The sequence below is a fragment of the Streptomyces sp. NPDC059957 genome (genome assembly GCF_042730015.1).
Lineage (GTDB): Bacteria > Actinomycetota > Actinomycetes > Streptomycetales > Streptomycetaceae > Streptomyces.
The window spans coordinates 72,898-93,479 of sequence record NZ_JBHWMB010000034.1; the positions used below are offsets into that span (position 1 = coordinate 72,898).

At 71.5% G+C, this 20,582-nt stretch carries 18 protein-coding genes, 3 tRNA genes and 1 pseudogene; 9 read left to right on the plus strand and 13 right to left on the minus strand.

Features of this window, described 5'->3' with window-relative positions:
- The first annotated feature begins 121 nt into the window (after positions 1-121).
- Positions 122-388, plus strand: a complete 267-nt coding sequence (locus ACFWBW_RS23175; RefSeq protein ID WP_243341155.1) for a DUF3073 domain-containing protein — start codon at positions 122-124, stop codon at positions 386-388.
- Between the two features lie 163 nt (positions 389-551).
- Here the strand turns inward: ACFWBW_RS23175 and purM are convergent, their stop codons facing one another.
- Both purM and purF read right to left on the minus strand, forming a co-directional pair.
- The gene (gene purM / locus ACFWBW_RS23180) at positions 552-1,622 is read right to left on the minus strand and encodes a phosphoribosylformylglycinamidine cyclo-ligase (RefSeq protein ID WP_385375294.1); all 1,071 of its coding nucleotides are present in this window, start codon (positions 1,620-1,622) and stop codon (positions 552-554) included.
- 160 nt (positions 1,623-1,782) lie between these two features.
- Positions 1,783-3,300, minus strand: coding sequence for an amidophosphoribosyltransferase (gene purF, locus ACFWBW_RS23185; RefSeq protein WP_327253640.1), 1,518 nt, complete (start codon positions 3,298-3,300; stop codon positions 1,783-1,785).
- Positions 3,301-3,448: 148 nt separating this feature from the next.
- On the opposite strand from purF, the gene ACFWBW_RS23190 reads away from it, so the two are divergent.
- Together ACFWBW_RS23190 and ACFWBW_RS23195 are read left to right on the plus strand one after the other, a co-directional pair.
- Positions 3,449-3,544, plus strand: a complete 96-nt coding sequence (locus ACFWBW_RS23190; RefSeq protein ID WP_323187867.1) for a putative leader peptide — start codon at positions 3,449-3,451, stop codon at positions 3,542-3,544.
- 142 nt (positions 3,545-3,686) lie between these two features.
- Positions 3,687-5,123 carry a sulfatase-like hydrolase/transferase gene (locus ACFWBW_RS23195; RefSeq protein WP_385375298.1) on the plus strand — a complete coding sequence of 479 codons (1,437 nt, stop codon included), beginning with the start codon at positions 3,687-3,689 and terminating at the stop codon, positions 5,121-5,123.
- A 98-nt stretch (positions 5,124-5,221) separates the two neighbouring features.
- Here ACFWBW_RS23195 and ACFWBW_RS23200 read toward each other — a convergent pair whose 3' ends face one another.
- The 6 genes from ACFWBW_RS23200 to purS form a co-directional block, all read right to left on the minus strand.
- Entirely contained in the window at positions 5,222-6,049 is an 828-nt protein-coding gene (locus ACFWBW_RS23200) for an META domain-containing protein (RefSeq protein WP_385375301.1), read from the minus strand.
- A gap of 38 nt (positions 6,050-6,087) precedes the next feature.
- Positions 6,088-6,879, minus strand: coding sequence for a sterol carrier family protein (locus ACFWBW_RS23205; protein WP_385375304.1), 792 nt, complete (start codon positions 6,877-6,879; stop codon positions 6,088-6,090).
- A gap of 42 nt (positions 6,880-6,921) precedes the next feature.
- The gene (locus tag ACFWBW_RS23210) at positions 6,922-7,461 is read right to left on the minus strand and encodes a hypothetical protein (protein WP_385375307.1); all 540 of its coding nucleotides are present in this window, start codon (positions 7,459-7,461) and stop codon (positions 6,922-6,924) included.
- A 125-nt stretch (positions 7,462-7,586) separates the two neighbouring features.
- Positions 7,587-9,836: a phosphoribosylformylglycinamidine synthase subunit PurL gene (gene purL, locus ACFWBW_RS23215; protein ID WP_385375310.1), complete on the minus strand. Its 2,250-nt coding sequence runs from the start codon at positions 9,834-9,836 to the stop codon at positions 7,587-7,589.
- The gene (gene purQ / locus ACFWBW_RS23220; protein WP_385375313.1) at positions 9,833-10,513 is read right to left on the minus strand and encodes a phosphoribosylformylglycinamidine synthase subunit PurQ; all 681 of its coding nucleotides are present in this window, start codon (positions 10,511-10,513) and stop codon (positions 9,833-9,835) included. Before purQ ends, purL begins: the two co-directional genes overlap by 4 nt.
- Before the next feature lie 2 nt (positions 10,514-10,515).
- Complete coding sequence (purS, locus tag ACFWBW_RS23225) at positions 10,516-10,767, minus strand: phosphoribosylformylglycinamidine synthase subunit PurS (protein WP_008740952.1); 252 nt, start codon at positions 10,765-10,767, stop codon at positions 10,516-10,518.
- Between the two features lie 356 nt (positions 10,768-11,123).
- Between purS and ACFWBW_RS23230 the strand changes: the two genes are divergently transcribed.
- The 6 genes from ACFWBW_RS23230 to ACFWBW_RS23255 all read left to right on the plus strand — a co-directional run bounded on the left by ACFWBW_RS23230 (position 11,124) and on the right by ACFWBW_RS23255 (position 13,865).
- Positions 11,124-11,441, plus strand: a complete 318-nt coding sequence (locus tag ACFWBW_RS23230) for an Lsr2 family protein (protein ID WP_385375316.1) — start codon at positions 11,124-11,126, stop codon at positions 11,439-11,441.
- An 86-nt stretch (positions 11,442-11,527) separates the two neighbouring features.
- A tRNA-Gly gene (locus ACFWBW_RS23235) sits at positions 11,528-11,599 on the plus strand.
- A gap of 79 nt (positions 11,600-11,678) precedes the next feature.
- Positions 11,679-11,751 (plus strand) — tRNA-Gly (locus ACFWBW_RS23240).
- A gap of 164 nt (positions 11,752-11,915) precedes the next feature.
- The gene (locus ACFWBW_RS23245) at positions 11,916-13,160 is read left to right on the plus strand and encodes a sensor histidine kinase (protein WP_385375319.1); all 1,245 of its coding nucleotides are present in this window, start codon (positions 11,916-11,918) and stop codon (positions 13,158-13,160) included.
- Complete coding sequence (locus ACFWBW_RS23250; RefSeq protein ID WP_266907114.1) at positions 13,157-13,768, plus strand: response regulator transcription factor; 612 nt, start codon at positions 13,157-13,159, stop codon at positions 13,766-13,768. Before ACFWBW_RS23245 ends, ACFWBW_RS23250 begins: the two co-directional genes overlap by 4 nt.
- Before the next feature lie 24 nt (positions 13,769-13,792).
- Positions 13,793-13,865: transfer RNA gene (locus ACFWBW_RS23255), tRNA-Gly, on the plus strand.
- Positions 13,866-13,974: 109 nt separating this feature from the next.
- Here the strand turns inward: ACFWBW_RS23255 and ACFWBW_RS23260 are convergent.
- From ACFWBW_RS23260 to ACFWBW_RS23280, 5 genes and pseudogenes are all read right to left on the minus strand, one after another.
- Entirely contained in the window at positions 13,975-14,877 is a 903-nt protein-coding gene (locus tag ACFWBW_RS23260) for a phosphoribosylaminoimidazolesuccinocarboxamide synthase (RefSeq protein WP_385375323.1), read from the minus strand.
- An 88-nt stretch (positions 14,878-14,965) separates the two neighbouring features.
- Positions 14,966-16,453 (minus strand): N,N-dimethylformamidase beta subunit family domain-containing protein, encoded by a 1,488-nt coding sequence (locus tag ACFWBW_RS23265; RefSeq protein WP_385375326.1) that lies wholly within the window; start codon positions 16,451-16,453, stop codon positions 14,966-14,968.
- A gap of 160 nt (positions 16,454-16,613) precedes the next feature.
- Complete coding sequence (locus tag ACFWBW_RS23270) at positions 16,614-18,227, minus strand: hypothetical protein (protein ID WP_385375329.1); 1,614 nt, start codon at positions 18,225-18,227, stop codon at positions 16,614-16,616.
- A 309-nt stretch (positions 18,228-18,536) separates the two neighbouring features.
- Positions 18,537-19,790 (minus strand): phosphoribosylamine--glycine ligase, encoded by a 1,254-nt coding sequence (gene purD / locus ACFWBW_RS23275; RefSeq protein WP_385375332.1) that lies wholly within the window; start codon positions 19,788-19,790, stop codon positions 18,537-18,539.
- 60 nt (positions 19,791-19,850) lie between these two features.
- A pseudogene (locus ACFWBW_RS23280) lies at positions 19,851-20,582 on the minus strand (DNA polymerase III subunit gamma and tau); the annotation flags it as partial.

Here is a 20,582-nt window from a genome sequence, read left to right on the forward strand (position 1 = left end):
GCCGCGGAAGCAGGTACCGTTAAACCCCTACGGACGGTCTCTCCACGGAGAGCCCGCTCCGAACCATGAACGCGTGTCAGACTCTGGGGCCGTCGAGCCCCGTCACCGAGGGGGTCGAGCCATGGGGCGCGGCCGGGCAAAGGCCAAGCAGACGAAGGTCGCCCGCCAGCTGAAGTACAGCAGCGGCGGGACTGACTTGTCGCGTCTGGCCAATGAGCTGGGCGCATCGCACACGGAACCGCTGCCTGTCAGCGAGCCGGTCGTCGATGACGAGCTTGATGATGATGACGAGGACGACCCGTACGCCAAGTACGCGGAGCGCTACAACAGCGATGACGAGGACGAGGACGAAGAGTCCGGTCCGTCCGTCTACCGTCGCGGTGCTTGACGCGCCACTCGGCGTCGGACTCCTCGCGGTGCGCTGATCCTCTTCCTCAGCAGCGGCACACAGCTTCACATGCACGGAAACCCGGTCCAGGGCATCGCCCCGGACCGGGTTTCCGTGCATGTTCGCGCAGGTGGGAGCCGGTGGTGGCCGGCTCCCGAGCCCGTCAGTTCGCGTAGTCGCCGGTCATCGTCGCGCCCTCGGTGTGGTCGCCGCGGTCCAGGATCTCGCCCGCGACCCAGGCGTCGACGCCCCGGTCGGACAGGGCGGTCAGGGCCACGTCCACCGATTCCTGCGGGACGACGGCCATCATGCCGACGCCCATGTTCAGGGTCTTCTCCAGCTCCAGGCGCTCCACCTGCCCGGCCTTTCCGACCAGGTCGAAGATCGCACCGGGGGTCCAGGTCGAGCGGTCGACCGTGGCGTGCAGGTGGTCCGGGATCACCCGGGCGAGGTTGGCCGCGAGGCCGCCGCCCGTGATGTGGGAGTAGGCGTGCACGTCGGCCGTACGGGTGAGGGCCATGCAGTCCAGCGAGTAGATCTTCGTGGGCTCCAGCAGCTCCTCGCCGAGGGTCCGGCCGAGCTCCTCGACGTGGCCCTCCAGCGACATTCCGGCCCGGTCGAAGAGGACGTGGCGGACCAGTGAGTACCCGTTCGAGTGAAGACCGGAGGACGCCATCGCGATCACGGCGTCGCCCGTACGGATGCGATCGGCACCCAGCAGGCGGTCGTACTCCACGACGCCGGTGCCGGCGCCCGCCACGTCGAAGTCCTCCGGGCCCAGCAGGCCGGGGTGTTCGGCGGTCTCGCCGCCGACCAGGGCGCAGCCGGCGAGGACACAGCCCTCGGCGATGCCCTTGACGATGGCCGCGACACGCTCGGGGTGGACCTTGCCGACGCAGATGTAGTCGGTCATGAAGAGCGGCTCGGCGCCGCAGACGACGATGTCGTCCATGACCATCGCCACGAGGTCGTGGCCGATGGTGTCGTACACGCCCATGCGGCGGGCGATGTCCACCTTGGTGCCGACGCCGTCCGTGGCCGAGGCGAGCAGGGGGCGCTCGTAGCGCTTGAGGGCGGAGGCGTCGAAGAGGCCGGCGAAACCGCCGAGGCCGCCGAGGACCTCGGGGCGCTGCGTCTTCTTCACCCACTCCTTCATCAGCTCGACGGCGCGGTCACCCGCGTCGATGTCCACGCCCGCGGCTGCGTAGCTGGCACCGGTGGTCTTCTCTGTCATGACAGGAGAGAGCTTTCGTGTCGTTGCTGCGGTGGTGCGAGGCCCCGGAAAAGCCTGAAAGAGAAGGCCTCGCGCAGGTTGAGCAGGATGAGGGAGAGGGGAGAGGGGCCGCGGTGCGCGGGCTCGTGGGAGCCCGCGGACCGCGGCGTTGCCTCGGGCCCTACGGGCGCCGGAGCGCGTCGGCGGCGTCGGTGCCGCCGGCCAGCTCCGACTCCAGGAGCTGCTTGCCCAGGAGCTGCGGGTCGGGCAGTTCCATGGGGTACACGCCGTCGAAGCAGGCACGGCAGAGGTTGGGCTTCTGGATCGTCGTCGCCTCGATCATCGAGTCGAGCGAGATGTACGAGAGCGAGTCCGCGCCCAGCGACGTGGCGATCTCGTCGACCGTCATGCCGTTGGCGATCAGCTCGGCCCGGGTGGCGAAGTCGATGCCGAAGAAGCACGGCCACTTCACCGGCGGCGAGGAGATCCGGATGTGGACCTCCGCCGCGCCGGCCTCGCGGAGCATCTTGACCAGGGCGCGCTGGGTGTTGCCGCGGACGATCGAGTCGTCGACGACCACCAGGCGCTTGCCCCGGATGACTTCCTTGAGGGGGTTGAGCTTGAGGCGGATGCCGAGCTGGCGGATCGTCTGCGAGGGCTGGATGAAGGTCCGGCCCACGTAGGCGTTCTTGACCAGGCCGACGCCGTACGGGATCCCGCTGGCCTCCGCGTAACCGACGGCGGCGGGCGTGCCCGACTCCGGCGTCGATATCACCAGATCGGCATCGGCCGGGGCTTCCTTGGCCAGGCGCCGACCCATCTCGACACGCGAGAGGTAGACGTTCCGGCCGGCGATGTCGGTGTCCGGGCGCGCCAGATAGACGTACTCGAAGACACAGCCCTTGGGCTTTGCTTCCGCGAAGCGAGAGGTCCGCAGACCGTTCTCGTCGATCGCGATGAGCTCACCCGGCTCGACCTCGCGGACGAAGCTGGCGCCGCAGATGTCGAGGGCGGCGGTCTCGCTCGCCACCACCCAGCCGCGCTCCAGGCGGCCGAGGACCAGCGGGCGGATGCCCTGCGGGTCACGGGCGGTGTAGAGCGTTCCCTCGTCCATGAAGACGAGCGAGAAGGCGCCCTTCACCTTCGGGAGGACCTTGGTGGCCGACTCCTCGATGGTCAGGGGCTTGCCGTCGTCGTCCGTCTGGCCGGCCAGGAGGGCGGTGACCAGGTCGGTGTCGTTGGTGGCCGCCACCTGGGTGGCACGGCCGTCCTGACGGGGGAGGTCGGCGACCATCTCGGCCAACTCGGCGGTGTTCACCAGGTTGCCGTTGTGACCCAGGGCAATGGAGCCGTGGGCGGTCGCGCGGAAGGTCGGCTGAGCGTTCTCCCAGACGGAGGCACCAGTGGTCGAGTAGCGGGCGTGACCGACCGCGATATGACCCTGGAGCGAGCCGAGAGAGGTTTCGTCGAAGACTTGGGAAACGAGGCCCATGTCCTTGAAGACGAGGATCTGGGAACCGTTGCTCACAGCGATGCCCGCGGACTCTTGTCCGCGGTGCTGCAATGCATACAGTCCGAAGTAGGTGAGCTTGGCGACCTCTTCACCCGGAGCCCAGACACCGAAGACGCCGCAAGCGTCCTGGGGGCCCTTTTCGCCGGGGAGCAGGTCGTGGTTGAGTCGTCCATCACCACGAGGCACGCCCCCGAGTGTAGGCGAGATCGACCACTGGTCCGAATTGGGGATGCCCGGGAAATGTCACAGCACGCAGGGTGACGAAACCTGTTCGTCTCAATATCCGGATTGCCCTGGTTGACAGTCGCCTGTGGTTTCGTACAGGCTCCGGCCCATGCAGCCTCTCGGTGACCGCACCGTCACCCTCGTCGCGCGCCGACACGTGGACCTCGTCCGTGTCGCCAGCGCCATCTGTCGCTGTTCCGCGTAGTCACACGGCGCTTTTCCCTTTCCTTTTTTCGCCTTTCCCCGCCGCTTTCCGTACGAGTCCGCTCCGCCGTGCCCTGCGCCGTCCCGCGCTGCCCGGAGCCGGCCCGCGCCGGAGGGCCGGCGGGCCGTGCTCTGGAGTACCCGTGACCTCGTACGAACCCAACCTGTCCCGGCGCGCCTTCGGCGGCGCCGTCGGCGCGACCGCCGCCGCCGCGGCGGTGGGGCTGGGCGTCGCCGCCCCGGCCCAGGCGGCGCCGGCCGCCGAAGCCCAGCACGCGGGCCCCGAGGAGCGGGAGTTCCGGGCCGAGCGCGGACGCCGCTCCCGCCGACCGAACATCCTGTTCATCCTCGGGGACGACCTCGGCTGGGCCGACCTGTCCTCCTACGGCTCCCCGCACATCAAGACCCCGAACCTGGACCGGCTCGCCCGCCAGGGCGTCCGCTTCACCGACGCCTATTCGGGCTCCGCGACCTGCTCCCCGACCCGCTTCAGCCTGTACACCGGCCGCTATCCGGGCCGCGCCAAGGGCGGGCTCGCCGAGCCCATCGCCGACAAGTCGGCGGGCCTGGAGCCGACCCACCCGACGCTGGCCTCGCTGCTGCGCGGCTCCGGGTACGCGACCGCACTGATAGGCAAGTGGCACTGCGGCTCCCTGCCCGACTACAGCCCGACCAAGTCGGGCTGGGACGAGTTCTTCGGCAACTTCGGCGGGGCCCTGGAGTACTACTCCAAGCTGGGCGGCGACGGCTCGTACGACCTCTACGAAGGCGATGCCGAGTACAAGGACCTGCGCTACTACACGAGGATCCTGACCGAGCGCGCGAGCGAGTACGTCTCCCGTGACCACGGGGACAGGCCGTGGCTGCTGAACCTCAACTTCACCACCCCGCACTGGCCGTGGATCGCCGACGGGGACACCGAGGCGAGCGCCGAGGTCACCCGCCGGATCAAGGCCGGCGACCGGCGGGCCCTGTGGCACGAGGACGGCGGGTCCATCGAGAAGTACAAGCAGATGGTGGAGGACCTCGACCGCTCGATCGGCGAGGTGCTGAAGGCGCTGAAGCGCTCCGGCCAGGAGGAGGACACCCTGGTCTTCTTCTCCAGCGACAACGGCGGCGAGCGCTTCTCCCACAACTGGCCGCTCGCGGGCAACAAGGCCTCCCTCCAGGAGGGCGGCATCCGCGTCCCGAACATCGTGCGCTGGCCCGCCCGGCTCGACGGCGGCCAGGTCAGCCACGTACCGGTCTTCACCCCGGACTGGACGGCCACCCTGCTGGAACTGGCGGGGGCCCGCGCGAACCCGGCCTACCCGCTGGACGGGGTCAGCCTGGCCGGGTACCTGCTGCGCGGCGAGAAGGTCGCCGAGCGGAACCTGTTCTGGCGGGTGCGCGGGGAGCGGGCGCTGCGCCGCGGCGACTGGAAGTACTACCGCGGCAAGGCGGGCCGCGACCAGCTCTTCAACCTGGCCGGGGACATCCGCGAGCAGGCCGACAAGGCGGCCCTGGAGCCGGCCCGGCTGGCCGAACTGCGGGCGGCCTGGGAGAAGACGGACGCGGGGCTGCTGCCGTACCCGGGCTGATCAGAGCCCCTGGCGCCCTCTCCGGCGCCGCTCCGGAAGCGTGATCCACAGCCTGTGGAAAGCCGCAGTCCCTGGAAAGCCGCAGCCTGCCGGGGGGCTCACTCGACGGCGGAGGCCGCCTTCGCGGTGATGGCGGTGCCCGAACCGGTCGCGGTGAGGGTGAGGGCGTCGCCCTGGATCTTCCAGGCGAGCGGGCCGCCGCCGAACAGCTCGGTGAGGGCCCGCTCGACCTCTCCGGGGCCGCCCTCGCAGGCCATCCGGGTGGAGGTGAGGGGGCCGACGGTGAGCTTGTCGCCCTCGACCGCGGCGCTCGCGTTGAAGCGGTTGCAGCCGAGGTTGCCGCTCACCGTCCCGTCCGCGGCCACGGTGAAGCGGGCCCGGCCCTCGGCTCCGGCCGGGATCGAGGAGGCGGTCTCCCCCTTGATCAGGGAGTCGACGGTCCACTGTGTGGCGACGAGCGGGGCGGCGGGGGCCGGGGGCTTCGAGGTCAGGGCGATCGCGTTCCCGTCGGAGTTCTTCAGCGTGATCTTCTCCTGGCCCTGTTCCACGGTCAGCGAGCCCCGGAAGAGCTTGGCGAAGGCGGTCTCGAAGGGCAGGTCGGGGCAGGCCATTTCGGTGTGGACGCCGGGCGACACGGTCATGGTGGCCGCCGAGTCGAAGACCACCGCGGCGGTGTACCCGTTGCAGCCGTAGTTGCCGGTGGCTTCGGCCTCGTAGCCCTTGCCGCGCTCCACGGACATCCGGGCGGCGGCGGGAGCGGGCAGCACCTTGCCGTCGACGGTCAGGCTCTCGACGGACCAGGATCCGGAGAACCCGCGGGCGGGGGGCGTCCCCGGCGCGGCGCCGTCGTCACCGCAGGCGGTGGCGGTGGCGGACAGCGCGAGTACGGCGACCAGGGCGGCGGGGAGGAGCGGCAGCGTACGCATGCAGGTGGGACGCGGCCGGCCGCGAACCGGTTCCCGGATCAGCTCATCAGGGGGAGCAGCGCCGAGAGGTCGGCGCGCTCGCCGCTGGCCCGGACCTGGGCCCCGTCCAGTGCCTCGGCCCAGCTCGTACGGCCGGTGGCGAGCCGGATCCAGGTCAGCGGGTCGGTCTCCACGACGTTCGGCGGGGTGCCGCGGGTGTGCCGGGGACCCTCGACGCACTGCACCACCGCGAACGGCGGGACGCGGAACTCCACCGCCCCGCCCGGAGCCTTGAGCGCGAGGGCGTCGGCGAGCAGCCGGGTGCAGGCGGCCAGGGCCTGGCGGTCCACGGGGATGTCCAGTCCGGTGGCGCGGCGCAGGTCGTCGGTGTGGACGACGAGCTCGACGGTGCGGGTGACCAGGAAGTCGGCCAGGGTCATGGCGCCGATCCACAGGTCGAGCACGCGGCCGCCGGGGTTGGCTTCGAGCGCCTCGGCCAGGCGGGCGCCGGCCCGGTCGTAGAGCTCGGCGAGCGGGGCGCCCTCCAGGGTCTCCTTGGCGGCTTCGGCGATCTTCCCGGCGAGCGAGGCCGTCGCGAAGGGCCACTCGGCGGCGGACAGCTCGGCGACGGCGGCCGGCGGCCGGGCGAGGCCTCCGGCCAGCGAGTCCGCGATCCACGCGATGTGCGCGGCCAGCTCGGCGACGGACCAGTCCCCGACCCCGCTGGGCCGGGCGAGCTGCTCGGGCTCCAACTCCCGTACGGCGTCCCGTACGTGCCCGAACTGCGCGAGGACGGCCGTACGGGTCCTGGCGTGGTCGTAGGTGCGCGGCTTCTTCTTGGCGGGCGGCATGGGGCCGACCTTACGCCGCCCGGACCGGCCGGGCGGCGCACCTCAGTCCTTCGGGGCCGGGGGCAGGCTGGTCTCGCAGCCCGCCTTCGCCGCGGCGCGCACGGCCGCCTCGCGGGCCAGCCCCGACAGGAAGCCGCGCCCCCTGCTGCCCCGGCCGTCGCCCTCGCCGGCGGCGGTCGCCCGCAGGGCGGTCACTCCGCCGGACCTGGCCGGGTCGGCGCACTTCGCGATCGCCGTGACGCTGAAGGGCCCGTGGTCGAACCGGCTTCCGCCCGGTTCGGCGTCCTTGGAGGCCACCACCGTGACGGAGGCGAACTCGTCCATCTGCTTCTGGCCCTCGAACGTCCCCTCACGCAGCAGCACGCACGCCTGGTCCGCCGTGGCGCCCGCCTCCACCCTGGGCATGCCGAACCCCATCACCGCATCCGGATCGACCAGTCCCTGACAGTTCTCGATGATCTCCGCCCGGCTCCGCGCGCGGTCCCCGGAGTTGTCGTAGAGGAACCAGCCGCCCACCCCCACGGCGGCCACGATCACCGGCATCCCGACCCCGAAGAGCCATCGGCCCCAACTCTGCGCCATATGTGCCCCGTTCCCCCGCCGGCCCCGCCACCACCACCGGCGACGCGGGCTCCTTGCCGGAACGGACGAGCCCCCGTCCGGAACGGTTCCGGACGGGGGCTACGCGGTTCGTGCAGAACAGCGGCTCAGGCGAGCAGCGCCGGGATCGTGGTCTCGTGGGCGGTGCGGAGTTCGGTCAGGGGGAGGGTGAACTCGCCCTGGATCTCGATCTCCTCGCCGTCGACCACACCGATCCGGGTCGCCGGCAGGCCCCGCGCACCGCACATGTCGGTGAAGCGGAGCTCCTCGCTGCGCGGGACGGCCACGATGGCCCGGCCCGCGGACTCCGAGAACAGGAAGGTGAAGGCGTCCAGCGCCTCCGGCACCACGATCCGCGCACCGTTGCCGCCGCGCAGGCAGGACTCGGTGAGCGCCTGGATCACGCCGCCGTCGGACAGATCGTGCGCGGCGTCGATCATGCCGTCGCGCGAGGCCGAGATCAGGATCTCCGCGAGGAGCTTCTCGCGGCCCAGGTCCACCTTGGGCGGCATGCCGCCGAGGTGCTGGTGGACCACCTCGGACCAGGCCGAACCGCCGAACTCCTCGGCGGTGTCGCCGAGCAGGTACAGCAGCTGGCCGGCCTCCGCGAACGCCATCGGCGTACGGCGGTTGACGTCGTCGATCACACCGAGGACCGCCACGACCGGGGTCGGGTGGATCGCGATGTCGCCCGTCTGGTTGTAGAGGGAGACGTTGCCGCCGGTCACCGGGGTGCCCAGCTCCAGGCAGCCGTCCGCGAGACCACGGCAGGCCTCGGCGAACTGCCACATGACGTCCGGGTCCTCGGGGGAACCGAAGTTCAGGCAGTCGGAGATCGCGAGGGGCTTGGCGCCGGTCGCGGCCACGTTGCGGTAGGACTCGGCCAGCGCGAGCTGCGCACCCGTGTAGGGGTCGAGCTTCGCGTAGCGGCCGTTGCCGTCGGTGGACATCGCGACGCCGAGGTTGGTCTCCTCGTCGATGCGGACCATGCCGGCGTCCTCGGGCTGCGAGAGCACCGTGTTGCCCTGGACGAAGCGGTCGTACTGGTCGGTGATCCAGGACTTCGAGGCCTGGTTCGGCGACGAGACCAGGGCCAGGACCTGCGCGCGCAGCTCCTCGCCGGTCTGCGGGCGGGGCAGCTTGCCCGCGTCGTCCGCCTGCAGCGCGTCCTGCCAGGAGGGGCGCGCGTACGGGCGGTTGTAGACGGGACCCTCGTGGGCGACGGTGCCCGGGGGCACGTCCACGATCTGCTCGCCGTGCCAGAAGATCTCCAGGCGCTCGCCGTCGGTCACCTCACCGATGACGGTGGCGATGACGTCCCACTTCTCGCAGATCTCCATGAAGCGGTCCACGTACTGCGGCTCGACGATCGCGCACATGCGCTCCTGCGACTCGCTCATGAGGATTTCCTCGGGCGAGAGCGTCGCGTCGCGCAGCGGAACGGTGTCGAGGTCCACGCGCATGCCGCCGGAACCGGCGGAGGCCAGCTCGCTCGTGGCGCAGGAGAGCCCGGCGCCGCCGAGGTCCTGGATGCCCGCGACCAGCTTCTCCTTGAAGATCTCCAGGGTGCACTCGATGAGGAGCTTCTCCTGGAAGGGGTCGCCGACCTGGACCGCCGGACGCTTGGTCGGCTTCGTGTCGTCGAAGGTCTCCGAGGCGAGGACGGAGACGCCGCCGATGCCGTCGCCGCCCGTGCGGGCGCCGTAGAGGATGACCTTGTTGCCCGGGCCGGAGGCCTTGGCGAGGTGGATGTCCTCGTGCTTCATGACGCCGATGCAGCCGGCGTTGACCAGCGGGTTGCCCTGGTAGCAGGCGTCGAAGACGACCTCGCCGCCGATGTTCGGCAGGCCGAGGCAGTTGCCGTAGCCGCCGATGCCCGCGACGACGCCCGGCAGGACGCGCTTGGTGTCGGGGTGGTCGGCCGCGCCGAAGCGCAGCGGGTCGACGACGGCGACCGGGCGGGCGCCCATGGCGAGGATGTCGCGGACGATGCCGCCGATGCCGGTGGCCGCGCCCTGGTAGGGCTCGATGTACGACGGGTGGTTGTGCGACTCGACCTTGAAGGTGACCGCGTAGCCCTGGCCGACGTCGACGACTCCGGCGTTCTCGCCGATGCCGACGAGCATGGCGTCGTTCTGCGGGACCTTCTCGCCGAACTGCTTCAGGTGGACCTTGCTGCTCTTGTACGAGCAGTGCTCGGACCACATGACGGAGTACATGGCGAGCTCGGCGCCGGTGGGACGGCGGTCGAGGATCTCGCGGATCCGGGCGTACTCGTCCTCCTTGAGGCCGAGTTCCTTCCAGGGCTGGGAGGCGTCCGGGGTCTCGGTGGCGTTCTTGACGGTGTCGAGGCTCATGCGCTGACCAGCTTCTTCAGGACCGAGGTGAAGAACGGGAGGCCGTCGGTGCGGCCCGTCCCGATCAGCGGCTCGACCGCGTGCTCGGGGTGCGGCATGAGGCCGACGACGTTGCCCGCGGCGTTGGTGATGCCGGCGATGTCGCGCAGCGAGCCGTTCGGGTTGACGTCCAGGTACCGGAAGGCCACGCGGCCTTCGGCTTCCAGTTCGTCGAGCACCCGCTCGTCGGCCACGTAGCGGCCGTCCATGTTCTTGAGCGGTACGGAGATCTCCTCGCCGGCGGTGTAGTCGCCGGTCCAGGCCGTCTCCGTGTTCTCCACGCGCAGCTTCTGGTCGCGGCAGATGAAGTGCAGGTGGTTGTTGCGGAGCATCGCCCCCGGCAGCAGGTGGGCCTCGGTGAGGATCTGGAAGCCGTTGCAGATGCCGAGGACGGGCATACCGCCCTTGGCCTGCTCGATGATGCTCTCCATCACCGGCGAGAAGCGGGAGATGGCTCCGGCGCGCAGGTAGTCCCCGTAGGAGAAGCCGCCCGCGAGGACGACCGCGTCGACCTGGTGCAGGTCCTTGTCGCGGTGCCAGAGCGATACGGGCTCGGCTCCCGCGAGGCGCACGGCGCGCAGCGAGTCACGGTCGTCGAGCGTTCCGGGGAACGTGACGACTCCGATGCGAGTGGTCACCGTCAGGCCTCGACCTTCACGGTGAAGTCTTCGATGACGGTGTTGGCGAGGAAGGTTTCGGCCATCTTGTGGATGCGGTCGAGGGCGGCCTGGTCGACCGGTCCCTCCACCTCCAGTTCGAAGCGCTTCCCCTGGCGAACGTCGGCGATCCCTTCGAAGCCCAGGCGCGGCAGTGCACGCTGCACCGCCTGGCCCTGGGGGTCGAGGATCTCCGGCTTGAGCATGACGTCGACTACGACGCGTGCCACTGGCACTCCCGATGAGGTGGTTGGTGCGAAGGCGGTTCCCTCAGCGTACCTGGAGGAAATTTCTACGCGGGTAGATATCTCTCTTGTATGATCCTCCACGCCGTTTCGGCTTCACCAACGCTTCGCAAAATCCGCCGGAAAACCACGCGCCCGGCATTGCGGCGGGACACGCGGAGACAATTAACTGGGCTTCGCAATGCAATGAGAATCGGGGTACAAAGGATTCCTCCGTTGCACCGGCATTTTTCGGTGCACGGCGACGCCAGAAAGATGCATTCCTCCGAAACATCCACACAGGCGACATCACCGCTCCGTCCGCGCACGTCAGCGGGGAGCGGCGTCGCACGAAGGGACCGATATCCGTGGCGCAGCGCGTAGTAGTCACGATCTCCGACGACATCGATGGCGGAGATGCATCGGAAACGGTCGTCTTCGGGCTGGACGGTAAGTCGTACGAGATCGACCTCAATGTGGCCAACGCAAAGAAACTGCGGAAGAGCCTCGCCCCCTTCGTGGCCGCCGGCCGCCGGCAGGCCCGCTCCGGGAAGACCTTCAAGCACACCGCCATCGCCCCCGACCCGGCGGTCGTCCGGGCCTGGGCCCGCTCCAACCACCTCGACGTCCCGCCGCGCGGACGCATCCCCAAGAAGGTCTACGAGGAGTACAACGCCGCTCACTGAGAGCCGATTTGCCATCCACCCCTACGGATCCGCTAGTGTGTGGATCACGCCAAGGGGCGAGGCCACAGGTCAGACCCCGAAGTCGTGCGGGTGTAGTTCAGTAGCAGAACATCCCCCTTCCAGGGGGAAGGCGCAGTGTGCGATCCCTGTCACCCGCTCTGCTCGCTTTACCGACCACGGTTGTGGATCAGGTAGAGTGATGCACGCATCGCACGGCAGTTTTGTCGTGGGAAGCATGCGGACGTAGCTCAGTTGGTAGAGCACCACCTTGCCAAGGTGGATGTCGCGCGTTCGAGTCGCGTCGTCCGCTCAGCGTATGAAGGCCCCGGTCATTGACCGGGGCCTTTGTCGTATGCCCGTCCGTCTCTCCATCCGTCTGTCCGTCCATCTGCCTGTCCATCTGCCCGTCCCGTTATCGGAGATCCATGACAGGTGTCATGGCCCGCAGGGCCCGGGGGCCGCGAGACTGGGGCCATGAAACTCAGCGGCTGGTGGAAGAACCGCAGCAGCGCGGGGAAGGTCGAGCTGTACACGCGCTGGTCGTTCCACTTCTTCGTGGTCCTCGAGATCGTGTCGGTCGGACTGGCCGCGCTGGGATCGATGACCGGGAAGACCGCCCCGGCCCTCGCGATCACGCTCCTCCTGACGGTGTGCGCGCAGTCCGTGCTCGTCGGCTTCCTCTCCTCCCGGTCGATCGACTGGATCCTGGGGCGGCGCGAGCGCCCGGTGCGGCTCGCGGTCGCCGTCACCGCCGTGACCGCCGCCGCCGCCCTGGGCGTCCTCGGCCTGCGCGCGGCGGACCTCATCGACAGCCCGTCCGTGGCCCCGACCCTGGTCGCCGGCATGACCTGCTTCGCCGGCGGCACGCTCGTCCTGTGCCTGCGCGAGGTCCGGCACATGCGCTACGTGGCTCCGGCGACGGCCGCCTTCGTCGGCCTGTCGTCCCTCGCCCTCGGCATCTCGCCGGGCGAGTCCGCCGGTCTGGCCGTCGGGGTGCTGCTGACCAGTGCTTTCCTCTGCTTCGCCTGCGGGTTCTCCGGCTGGCTGCTCGACACCGTGTACGAGCTGGACCGGGCCCGCGAGGTCCAGGCGCAGCTCGCGGTTGCCGAGGAGCGGCTGCGGTTCGGCCGGGACCTGCACGACGTGATGGGCCGCAATCTGGCGGTGATCGCCCTCAAGAGCGAGCTGGCCGTGCAGCTCGCGCGGCGCGAACGCCCCGAAGCCGTCGACCAGATGATCGAGGTGCAGCGGATCGCCCGGGAGTCCCAGAAGGAGGTCCGCGACGTGGTCCGCGGCTACCGGGAGGCGAACCTCGCGGTGGAGCTCGAGGGTGCGCGCGGGGTGCTGCACGCGGCCGGGATGGACTGCCTGGTCGAGTACGAACAGGGCCGCGAGCTGCCCGCCGAGGCCCAGTCGGCGCTCGGCTGGGTGGTGCGCGAGGCCACGACGAACGTGCTACGGCACGGCGACGCCCGCAGCTGCGTGATCCGGCTGACAGCGGGCCCCTCGGGCGCGCTCACGCTGGTGGTGGAGAACGACGGGGCCCCCAAGACCCCGGCCGGGCCGCCGGGCTCGGGGCTCGCGGGCCTGCGGGAACGGCTCGCGGTGCTGAACGGCACGCTGGAGGCCGGTCCGGTGGACGGTGGCCGGTTCCGGCTGCGGGCGCAGATTCCCGGCCCGGCGGCCGGGCCGATCCGAGAACTGGAGGCGCGGGCATGAGCCCCGTACGCGTACTGCTGGCCGACGACGAGCACCTGATCCGGGGCGCGCTCGCCGCGCTGCTGGGACTGGAGGACGACCTGCTGGTCGTCGCGGAGGCCGCCTCGGGGCCGGAGGCGCTCGCGATGGCGCGGGCCCACCGGCCGGACGTGGCGGTGCTGGACCTGCAGATGCCGGGGGCCGATGGTGTGAGCGTGGCCACATCCCTGCGGGCCGAACTCCCCGACTGCAAGACCATGATCGTGACCAGCCACGGCCGGCCCGGGCACCTCAAGCGCGCCCTCGCCGCGGGCGTACGGGCCTTCGCGCCGAAGACCGTCTCGGCGCAGCGGCTGGCCGAGCTGATCCGGACCGTGCACGCCGGGGGCCGTTATGTGGACCCGGAGTTGGCTGCCGACGCGATCAGCGCGGGCGACTCCCCGCTGACCGCCCGCGAGGCCGAGGTGCTGGAACTGGCCGGGGACGGGGCGCCGATCGCGGAGATCGCGGAGCGGGCCTCGCTGTCCCCGGGGACGGTACGGAACTACCTGTCCTCGGCGGCGACGAAGCTGGGCGCCGAGAACCGGCACACGGCGGTGCGTCTCGCACGGGCCCGGGGTTGGGTATAGTAGTTCTCGCGCCAAGGCGCACCTGCGGACATAGCTCAGTTGGTAGAGCACCACCTTGCCAAGGTGGATGTCGCGCGTTCGAGTCGCGTTGTCCGCTCAGCAGTGAAGAAGCCCCGGTCCTCGGACCGGGGCTTCTTTCATGTCCGGGGCGGGTTCCGGCCCGGCGAAGGGGCCCCGTTTCCGGGGCCCCTTCGCCGGGTGCGGACTCAGGCCCAGGTCTGGCCGGTGAGGCGCTCGTAGGCCTCGACGTAGCGGGAGCGGGTCTGTTCCACGACCTCCTGCGGGAGGGCGGGCGGCGGGAGTTCGCCCTTGGAGTCCCAGCCGGAGGCGGGGGAGGACAGCCAGTCGCGGACGTACTGCTTGTCGAAGGACGGCTGGCTGTGGCCCGGCTCCCACAGGTCGGCGGGCCAGAAACGGGAGGAGTCCGGGGTCAGCACCTCGTCGGCGGCGACCAGGTTGCCGTCCTTGTCGAAGCCGAACTCGAACTTGGTGTCCGCCAGGATGATCCCGCGGTCGCGGGCGATGTCCCGGGCCCGGCCGTAGACGGCGAGGGTGGTCTGGCGCAGCAGGGCGGCCGTTTCGGCGCCCTGGGTGCGCGCGACCTCCTCGTAGGAGACGTTCTCGTCGTGCTCCCCGACCTCGGCCTTGGCGGCCGGGGTGAAGATCGGGCCGGGCAGCTCGGAGCCGTCGACCAGGCCCTCGGGCAGGCCCAGTCCGCAGACCGTACGGGTCTTCTCGTACTCGGCGAGGCCCGAGCCGGTCAGGTAGCCGCGGGCCACGCACTCGACGGGGACCATGTCGAGGTTCCGGCAGACCAGGGCACGGCCGGCCCAGTCGGCGGGGGCGCCGGCGGGCAGCTCGGTGCTGATGACGTGGTTCGGGACGAGGTCCGCGAGCTGGTCGAACCACCACAGGGAGAGCTGGGTCAGGATCCGGCCCTTGTCCGGGATCTCGGTGGGCAGCACCCAGTCGGCGGCGGAGATGCGGTCACTGGCGACCATGACGAGGTTCCCGTCCTCGTCGCGGTAGAGGTCGCGGACCTTGCCGGTGTGGAGGTGGACGAGGCCGGGCACCTGGACCGGCTCGGGCTTTTCGACGAATCCGGGCACGGAGTCTCCCTGTGGTTCTGTACGAGCGCGCGGCCCATTCTCCCGCACCTGCGCACGAGCGTGGACAACGGGTCCGACGGCCCCGAGGTCAGTCCCTCTTGCAGATGCGGTCGAGGAGGTTGGCGGTGGCCCGCTGGACCCGCTCGTCCACGTGCCCGGGGCGGTCGAGGGCCGGGGACCAGGCGAAGGTTCCGGACGCGAAGACGAGCGCGCCGCTGGGAGCCCGGTAGAGGGAGGTCTCCTGGTGGCGGCGGTGGCCCTCGCCGTCCTCGTACGGGGAGTGCGCGAGCAGGATCCGGCTCTGGTGCTCGGGGAGCTGCGTGCGCGGGAAGTACCGGTCGGCCTCGCCCGCGACCAGGCCGGGCAGTTCGTCGTTCTCGGCGGCTCCGGTGGAGTCCCAGAGCCAGTGCGTGGCATTGCGCACGATGAGCGGCGCGGGCTCGGGGACCCGTCCCGCGTACTGGATGCCGAGCAGTTGCTGCTCCGGGCGGTCCACCTCGCGCCAGAGGCTGGGGCGGCCCGGGCCGCGGCGTTTTCGGCAGGTGAGCAGCCGGTCGTCGACCCCGGAGGGCGAGGGGGAGAGCTCGACCTGCCAGTACATGGTGTTGGCGGAGAGGAAGACGAGCGAGGTGCCGTGGTCGCGGGCGCGCTCGACGGTACGGCGCATGGGGCCGGACCAGTACTCGTCGTGGCCGGGGAAGACCAGGCCGCGGTAGCGGGTGGGGTCGACGCGGCCGGCGTGCAGGTCGCGGGCGTCGGCGTAGGCGAGGTCGTAGCCGTAGCGCTCGGCCCAGCGGATGAAGTCGTAGGCGTGTCCCACGTGCAGGGGCAGGCCCGCGCCGGCGTAGGGGCGGTCGAAGGAGACGGTGATGGCGGCGTCGCGCTCGCCGAGCAGCCGGCCCTCCTCGTCCCAGGCGTGGTAGAGGCTCGCGCCCGTTCTGCCGTCCTCCGGGTAGAGGTTGTAGGCCTGCCAGGTGATGTCGGGCAGCAGGAGCAGCAGATCGGCCGGGTGGTCGTCGCGCACCGTGAAGGGGATGTGCGAGCGGTATCCGTCGGCGGTCGTCAGGACCGCCACATAGGCGCCGACGCTCCAGTACGAGGGGACCTGGAGCCGCCAGGAGAGCCACCAGTGGTGGCAGGAGACGGTGCGGTCGGCGGTCAGGGGTGCGGGCTGGACGATGCCGGAGAGCCGGGGACTGGTGGTGATCTTGGAGGCTCCGTCGCCGCCGTAGTGCCCGATCCGGTAGACGTCCACGGAGAACTGCTGGGGCGGATCCACGGTGATGTGGAAGTCGATGGCCTCACCGGGCGCGACGGCTCCGGTGGAGGCGAAGCCCTTGATCTGCCGGTGGACGTCGTCGGCGGTGCGGGGGCCGCCCGCGCCGCGGGCGCGGGGGATCTGCTGCCCCGGGCCGGCGGCCACGGCCGGGTCCACGTACCAGGGCACGACCTGGCCGTTGTCGTCGTAGTAGAGCTCGCTCCCCCGGAACCACGGCAGGGGGCCCTGGCCGAAGGGATCGGTCACCGCGTGCGCGAGCGCACCTGACTCCCAACGCCGGATCTGCTCCGCACCCATACCGCTGCTCCCCTCCCTCGCTCCCCCGAATGCCGCGACCGATCCCCAGCACATCACATAACGCACGCACTCCGTCACCGTTCGTCGCGAAAAGTTCAACGGGGATCCCGCGCGCGCCCGGTCCTGGGGCTCGGGGGGCCTGAGAGGCCACAGCGACCGCCTAGACCAGGCGGACCGGCTTCTCGGGGCGTACGCCGACCTCTGTGAGCCAGTCCCGGAGCGGGCCGGGGTCCCGGTCCTCCACGAGCGACAGCACCGGTCCGGCGAGGTCGGCCCGCCGCACTCCGGCGACCAGCAGGACGGGACCGTCCAGCCAGTCCAGGCCGGGCTCGCCCCCGGCGGAGTCGACGGCTGCGCAGCACACCAGCGCCACGACGTGGTCCGCCAGCAGATCCCGACCGCTGCGCGGAGCCTCCAGCGGGAACAGCGGCAGGGCGTCGGCCCCGTGGCCCGCGGCGGCGGCCGGGGCCGGCACCGACTCCCGCGCCAGGTCACCGCTCAGCCGGCCCGCCAGGGCGTCGGCATCGGCGTCCGCGAGGTAGGTCAGCACACGCTCCACCGTGGACGCGGCGGGCACCGACGAAGCCGACAGCGCGTCCAGCGCGGCCAGCAGGCGGGCCGCCTCCGTGCGCCACTTGCGGTCGACGACCTCCTCCGGATACGCCGCCCAGTCCACCGGCGACCAGTCCGGACCGGCCTCGGCCGGTCCGCCGTGGAACAGCCGTGCCGCCAGCAGCGAGGTGGCCTCGTCCACGGCTCCGGGCTGGTCCAGCAGGTCGCACGCCGGGCGCTCGCCCAGCCGCGAGGTGTACCCGTCGGCCAGCCGGTCGCGCCGGGACAGCTCGGTCAGCGCGGAGACGACGCCCGCGTCCAGGTGCGCGGGCCAGCGGCCCATCCGCCAGGCGGGCAGCGCGACGCGGGTCAGCAGCCGGTCCCAGCCGGCGTACGCCAGCCCGACCTGCTCCTGGGCGACGATGCGCAGCGCGTAGTCCACACCCTGTGCACGGTCCGAGGCGGCGGCGGCCACCCCGCGCTCCATCTCGGCGGCGTCCACCCTGCACAGCCGCAGCAGCAGCCGGGCGGGGGCGGCGATCCAGCCGAGGAAGCGCCGTCCACCCACGTCCACGGCGGCGTCGAGGCCCCGTACGAATCCGCGCGCGTCGGCTATGTCCGGGTGCGCGGAGGGACCCGTACCGGCGACGACGGGCGCGAGGACGGCCCGCAGCTCGGCGACCCTCATCCACCACAGGAACGGCGAGCCGATCACCAGCACCGGGGCGGCGCCGGGCTCGGACTCCGGGCCGCCGGCTCCGGCGGCCCCACCTGATATCTGCGTGCGGCCGCGGGCACGGCGGTGCGCCGCGTGCGTGCGGTCCTCCAGCCAGCTGTCGCAGTCGGGCGTCAGGGCTATCGCGGAGGGCGCCGGAACGTCCATGCGGTCCGCCAGGTCCCGCACGAGCCGGTAGAGATCGGGGGCGGCGGCCTCCGACAGGGGCACGGTCGGGGTCATGGCGGGGCTCGCCCGCAGCACGACGGCGGCGAAGATCCCGCCGACGAGCAGGACGAACGCGGCGACGGCGCACACGGCGAGGGTCACGGCCGGCCAGGGGTCACCGACGAGCCGACCCGTCGTACGGGCGCTCACCAGCACCACGGCCAGCGCGGCGGGCAGCAGCCCGACGGCCAGTGCCCTGCTGCGCACACGCAGCACGGCCAAGGCACGGGAACGCGCGGACGGCGTACCCACTTCAGCGATCGAACCGGTTCCGGACACGGCCGGACCTCACCCCCTCTGCCATGCGACGGCGTTGCTCACTCCCCCACTGTGACACCAGCCACTGACATCGCAATGCCGGTGGGCCATGTGCCGGAATGAGAGCCGGAATGCTTGCGCCGCACCATAGTTGGGGCGGAGGCGGCCGTCAGGCAGACCGGGGGACGATCACCCGATGGAATGGCTTTGGGTAAAGCTGGGTGCGTTCGAACGCGGCTGGATGCACTCGCACGCGAGCATGCGCGCGGGCCCGGCCGCACCGAGTGCGCACCGGGCCCGCTTCCGTGGAATCCCGCTGAACGCCGCCTGTCAGCGGGCTTCTGCGGCCTTCTCCGCGATGTCCGTGCGGTACTGCGAGCCGTCGAGCCCGATCCGCGCGACCGCCTTATACGCCCTGTCCCGGGCCTCCGCCAGATCGGAACCGGTCGCCGTCACCGACAGCACGCGTCCGCCCGCGCTGACGACCGCGTCGCCCTCGCTGCGCGTCCCCGCGTGCAGGACGTACGCGTGCGGGGCGTCCAGCTCGGCCACCTCGGCCAGGCCCGTGATGGGGTCCCCGGTGCGCGGGGTCTCCGGGTAGTTGTGGGAGGCGATGACCACGGTGACGGCCGCGTCCTCGCGCCAGCTGAGCGGGGGCAGGGAGTCCAGGGTGCCGTTGGCGGAGCCCAGCAGCACGCTCGCGAGCGGGGTGCGCAGCCGCGCCAGGACCACCTGGGTCTCGGGGTCGCCGAAGCGGGCGTTGAACTCGATGACCCGGGTCCCGCGCGAGGTGATCGCGAGGCCCGCGTAGAGCAGCCCGGAGAAGGGGGTGCCGCGGTGGCGCAGCTCGTCCACGGTGGGCTGCAGGACGGAGGCCATGACCTCGTCCACGAGCTTCGGGTCGGCCCAGGGGAGCGGGGAGTACGCGCCCATGCCGCCGGTGTTGGGACCCGCGTCGCCGTCGAGCGCGCGCTTGAAGTCCTGCGCGGGCTGGAGCGGCAGCACGGTGACGCCGTCGGTGATGGCGAAGAGGGAGACCTCGGGGCCGTCGAGGAACTCCTCGATGACCACCCGGTCGCAGCCCAGCGCATGGGCGCGGGCGGCGGCCCGGTCGTCGGTGACCACGACGCCCTTGCCGGCGGCGAGGCCGTCGTCCTTGACCACGTACGGGGCGCCGAAGGCATCGAGGGCCTCGTCCACCTCTTCCGGGGTGGTGCACACGTAGCTGCGGGCCGTCGGGACGCCGGCCGCGGCCATCACGTCCTTGGCGAAGGCCTTGGAACCCTCCAGCTGCGCGGCTTCGCCGGACGGGCCGAAGACGGGGATGCCGACCGCGCGCACGGCGTCGGCGACCCCGGCGACGAGCGGGGCCTCCGGGCCGACGACGACCAGGTCTGCGCGGAGCTCGGTGGCGAGGCGGGCGACGGCTTCGCCGTCGAGCGGGTCGACGGGGCGGAGCTCGGCCACCTCGGCGATGCCGGCGTTGCCGGGAGCGCAGTACAGCGCGTTGACGTCGGAATCGAGGGACAGAGAGCGGCACAGGGCATGTTCGCGGGCGCCGCCGCCGATGACGAGGACCTTCACGCGATGAAGACTAGCCCGGGTTCCCGGGTGCCCTTCGTGCGGGCACCCAAGTCAGACCCCTTATTCGTTCGTATATTCCTCTACAACGGTGGCCCCGAGCTCGCGCACGATCAGGTCGTGTCCGCTGAGCGCGGTGTCGACGAGGTCGGGGTCGTCGGCCTCCGCTACGTCGTCCTCGGGGGCGACGGGCGGAGGCGCCTGGTGGGTCGGCTGCTGGTGCTGCTGGGACTGGGACTGCTGCTGTGGGTACGACTGCTGCGGCTGCTGGGACTGCTGCGGTTGCTGCGGCTGCTGTTGGTAGGGCTGCTGGGGCTGCTGCGACTGCTGCGGGGCCTGCTGGGCCGGCGGCTGGTTGTAGGCGGGCGCGGGCGGAGCGCCGTAGGAGGACGCGGATACGGGGGCCACGGGCTGGGCGCCCCCGCCGACCACGGCCTCGATCTTCCAGGTGACCTGGAACTGCTCGGCGAGCACCGCCTTGAGGACGTCCTCGCTGCCGCTGCTCGCGAAGTTGTCGCGGGCTCCGGCGTTCGGGAAGCCGAGCTGGAGGGTGGTGCCGTCGAAGCCGGCGACCTGGGCGTTCTGGCTGAGCAGGATCCAGGTGAAGCGGCGGCGGTTCTTGACCGCGTCCAGGACGGCCGGCCACATGGCCTGGATCTGCCCGGCGCCGGCGGCCATGCCGGGAGCCGGGGCGGCGGGCGCCGCCGGTCCGGAGGCCTGGGCGGCCTGGGCGGGGGCCGCCGGGGGAGCCGCGGGGGCGGCCGGGGCGCCGGGGGTGGCCGCGCCGGGCCAGGC

Bases quoted from the DNA above. Each gene is read 5' to 3' on its own strand.
- ACFWBW_RS23175 (WP_243341155.1), top strand. From the start codon at position 122: ATGGGGCGCGGCCGGGCAAAGGCCAAGCAGACGAAGGTCGCCCGCCAG.
- purM (WP_385375294.1), bottom strand. From the start codon at position 1,622: ATGACAGAGAAGACCACCGGTGCCAGCTACGCAGCCGCGGGCGTGGAC.
- ACFWBW_RS23190 (WP_323187867.1), top strand. From the start codon at position 3,449: ATGCAGCCTCTCGGTGACCGCACCGTCACCCTCGTCGCGCGCCGACAC.
- ACFWBW_RS23200 (WP_385375301.1), bottom strand. From the start codon at position 6,049: ATGCGTACGCTGCCGCTCCTCCCCGCCGCCCTGGTCGCCGTACTCGCG.
- ACFWBW_RS23205 (WP_385375304.1), bottom strand. From the start codon at position 6,879: ATGCCGCCCGCCAAGAAGAAGCCGCGCACCTACGACCACGCCAGGACC.
- ACFWBW_RS23210 (WP_385375307.1), bottom strand. From the start codon at position 7,461: ATGGCGCAGAGTTGGGGCCGATGGCTCTTCGGGGTCGGGATGCCGGTG.
- purL (WP_385375310.1), bottom strand. From the start codon at position 9,836: ATGAGCCTCGACACCGTCAAGAACGCCACCGAGACCCCGGACGCCTCC.
- ACFWBW_RS23245 (WP_385375319.1), top strand. From the start codon at position 11,916: ATGAAACTCAGCGGCTGGTGGAAGAACCGCAGCAGCGCGGGGAAGGTC.
- ACFWBW_RS23250 (WP_266907114.1), top strand. From the start codon at position 13,157: ATGAGCCCCGTACGCGTACTGCTGGCCGACGACGAGCACCTGATCCGG.
- ACFWBW_RS23265 (WP_385375326.1), bottom strand. From the start codon at position 16,453: ATGGGTGCGGAGCAGATCCGGCGTTGGGAGTCAGGTGCGCTCGCGCAC.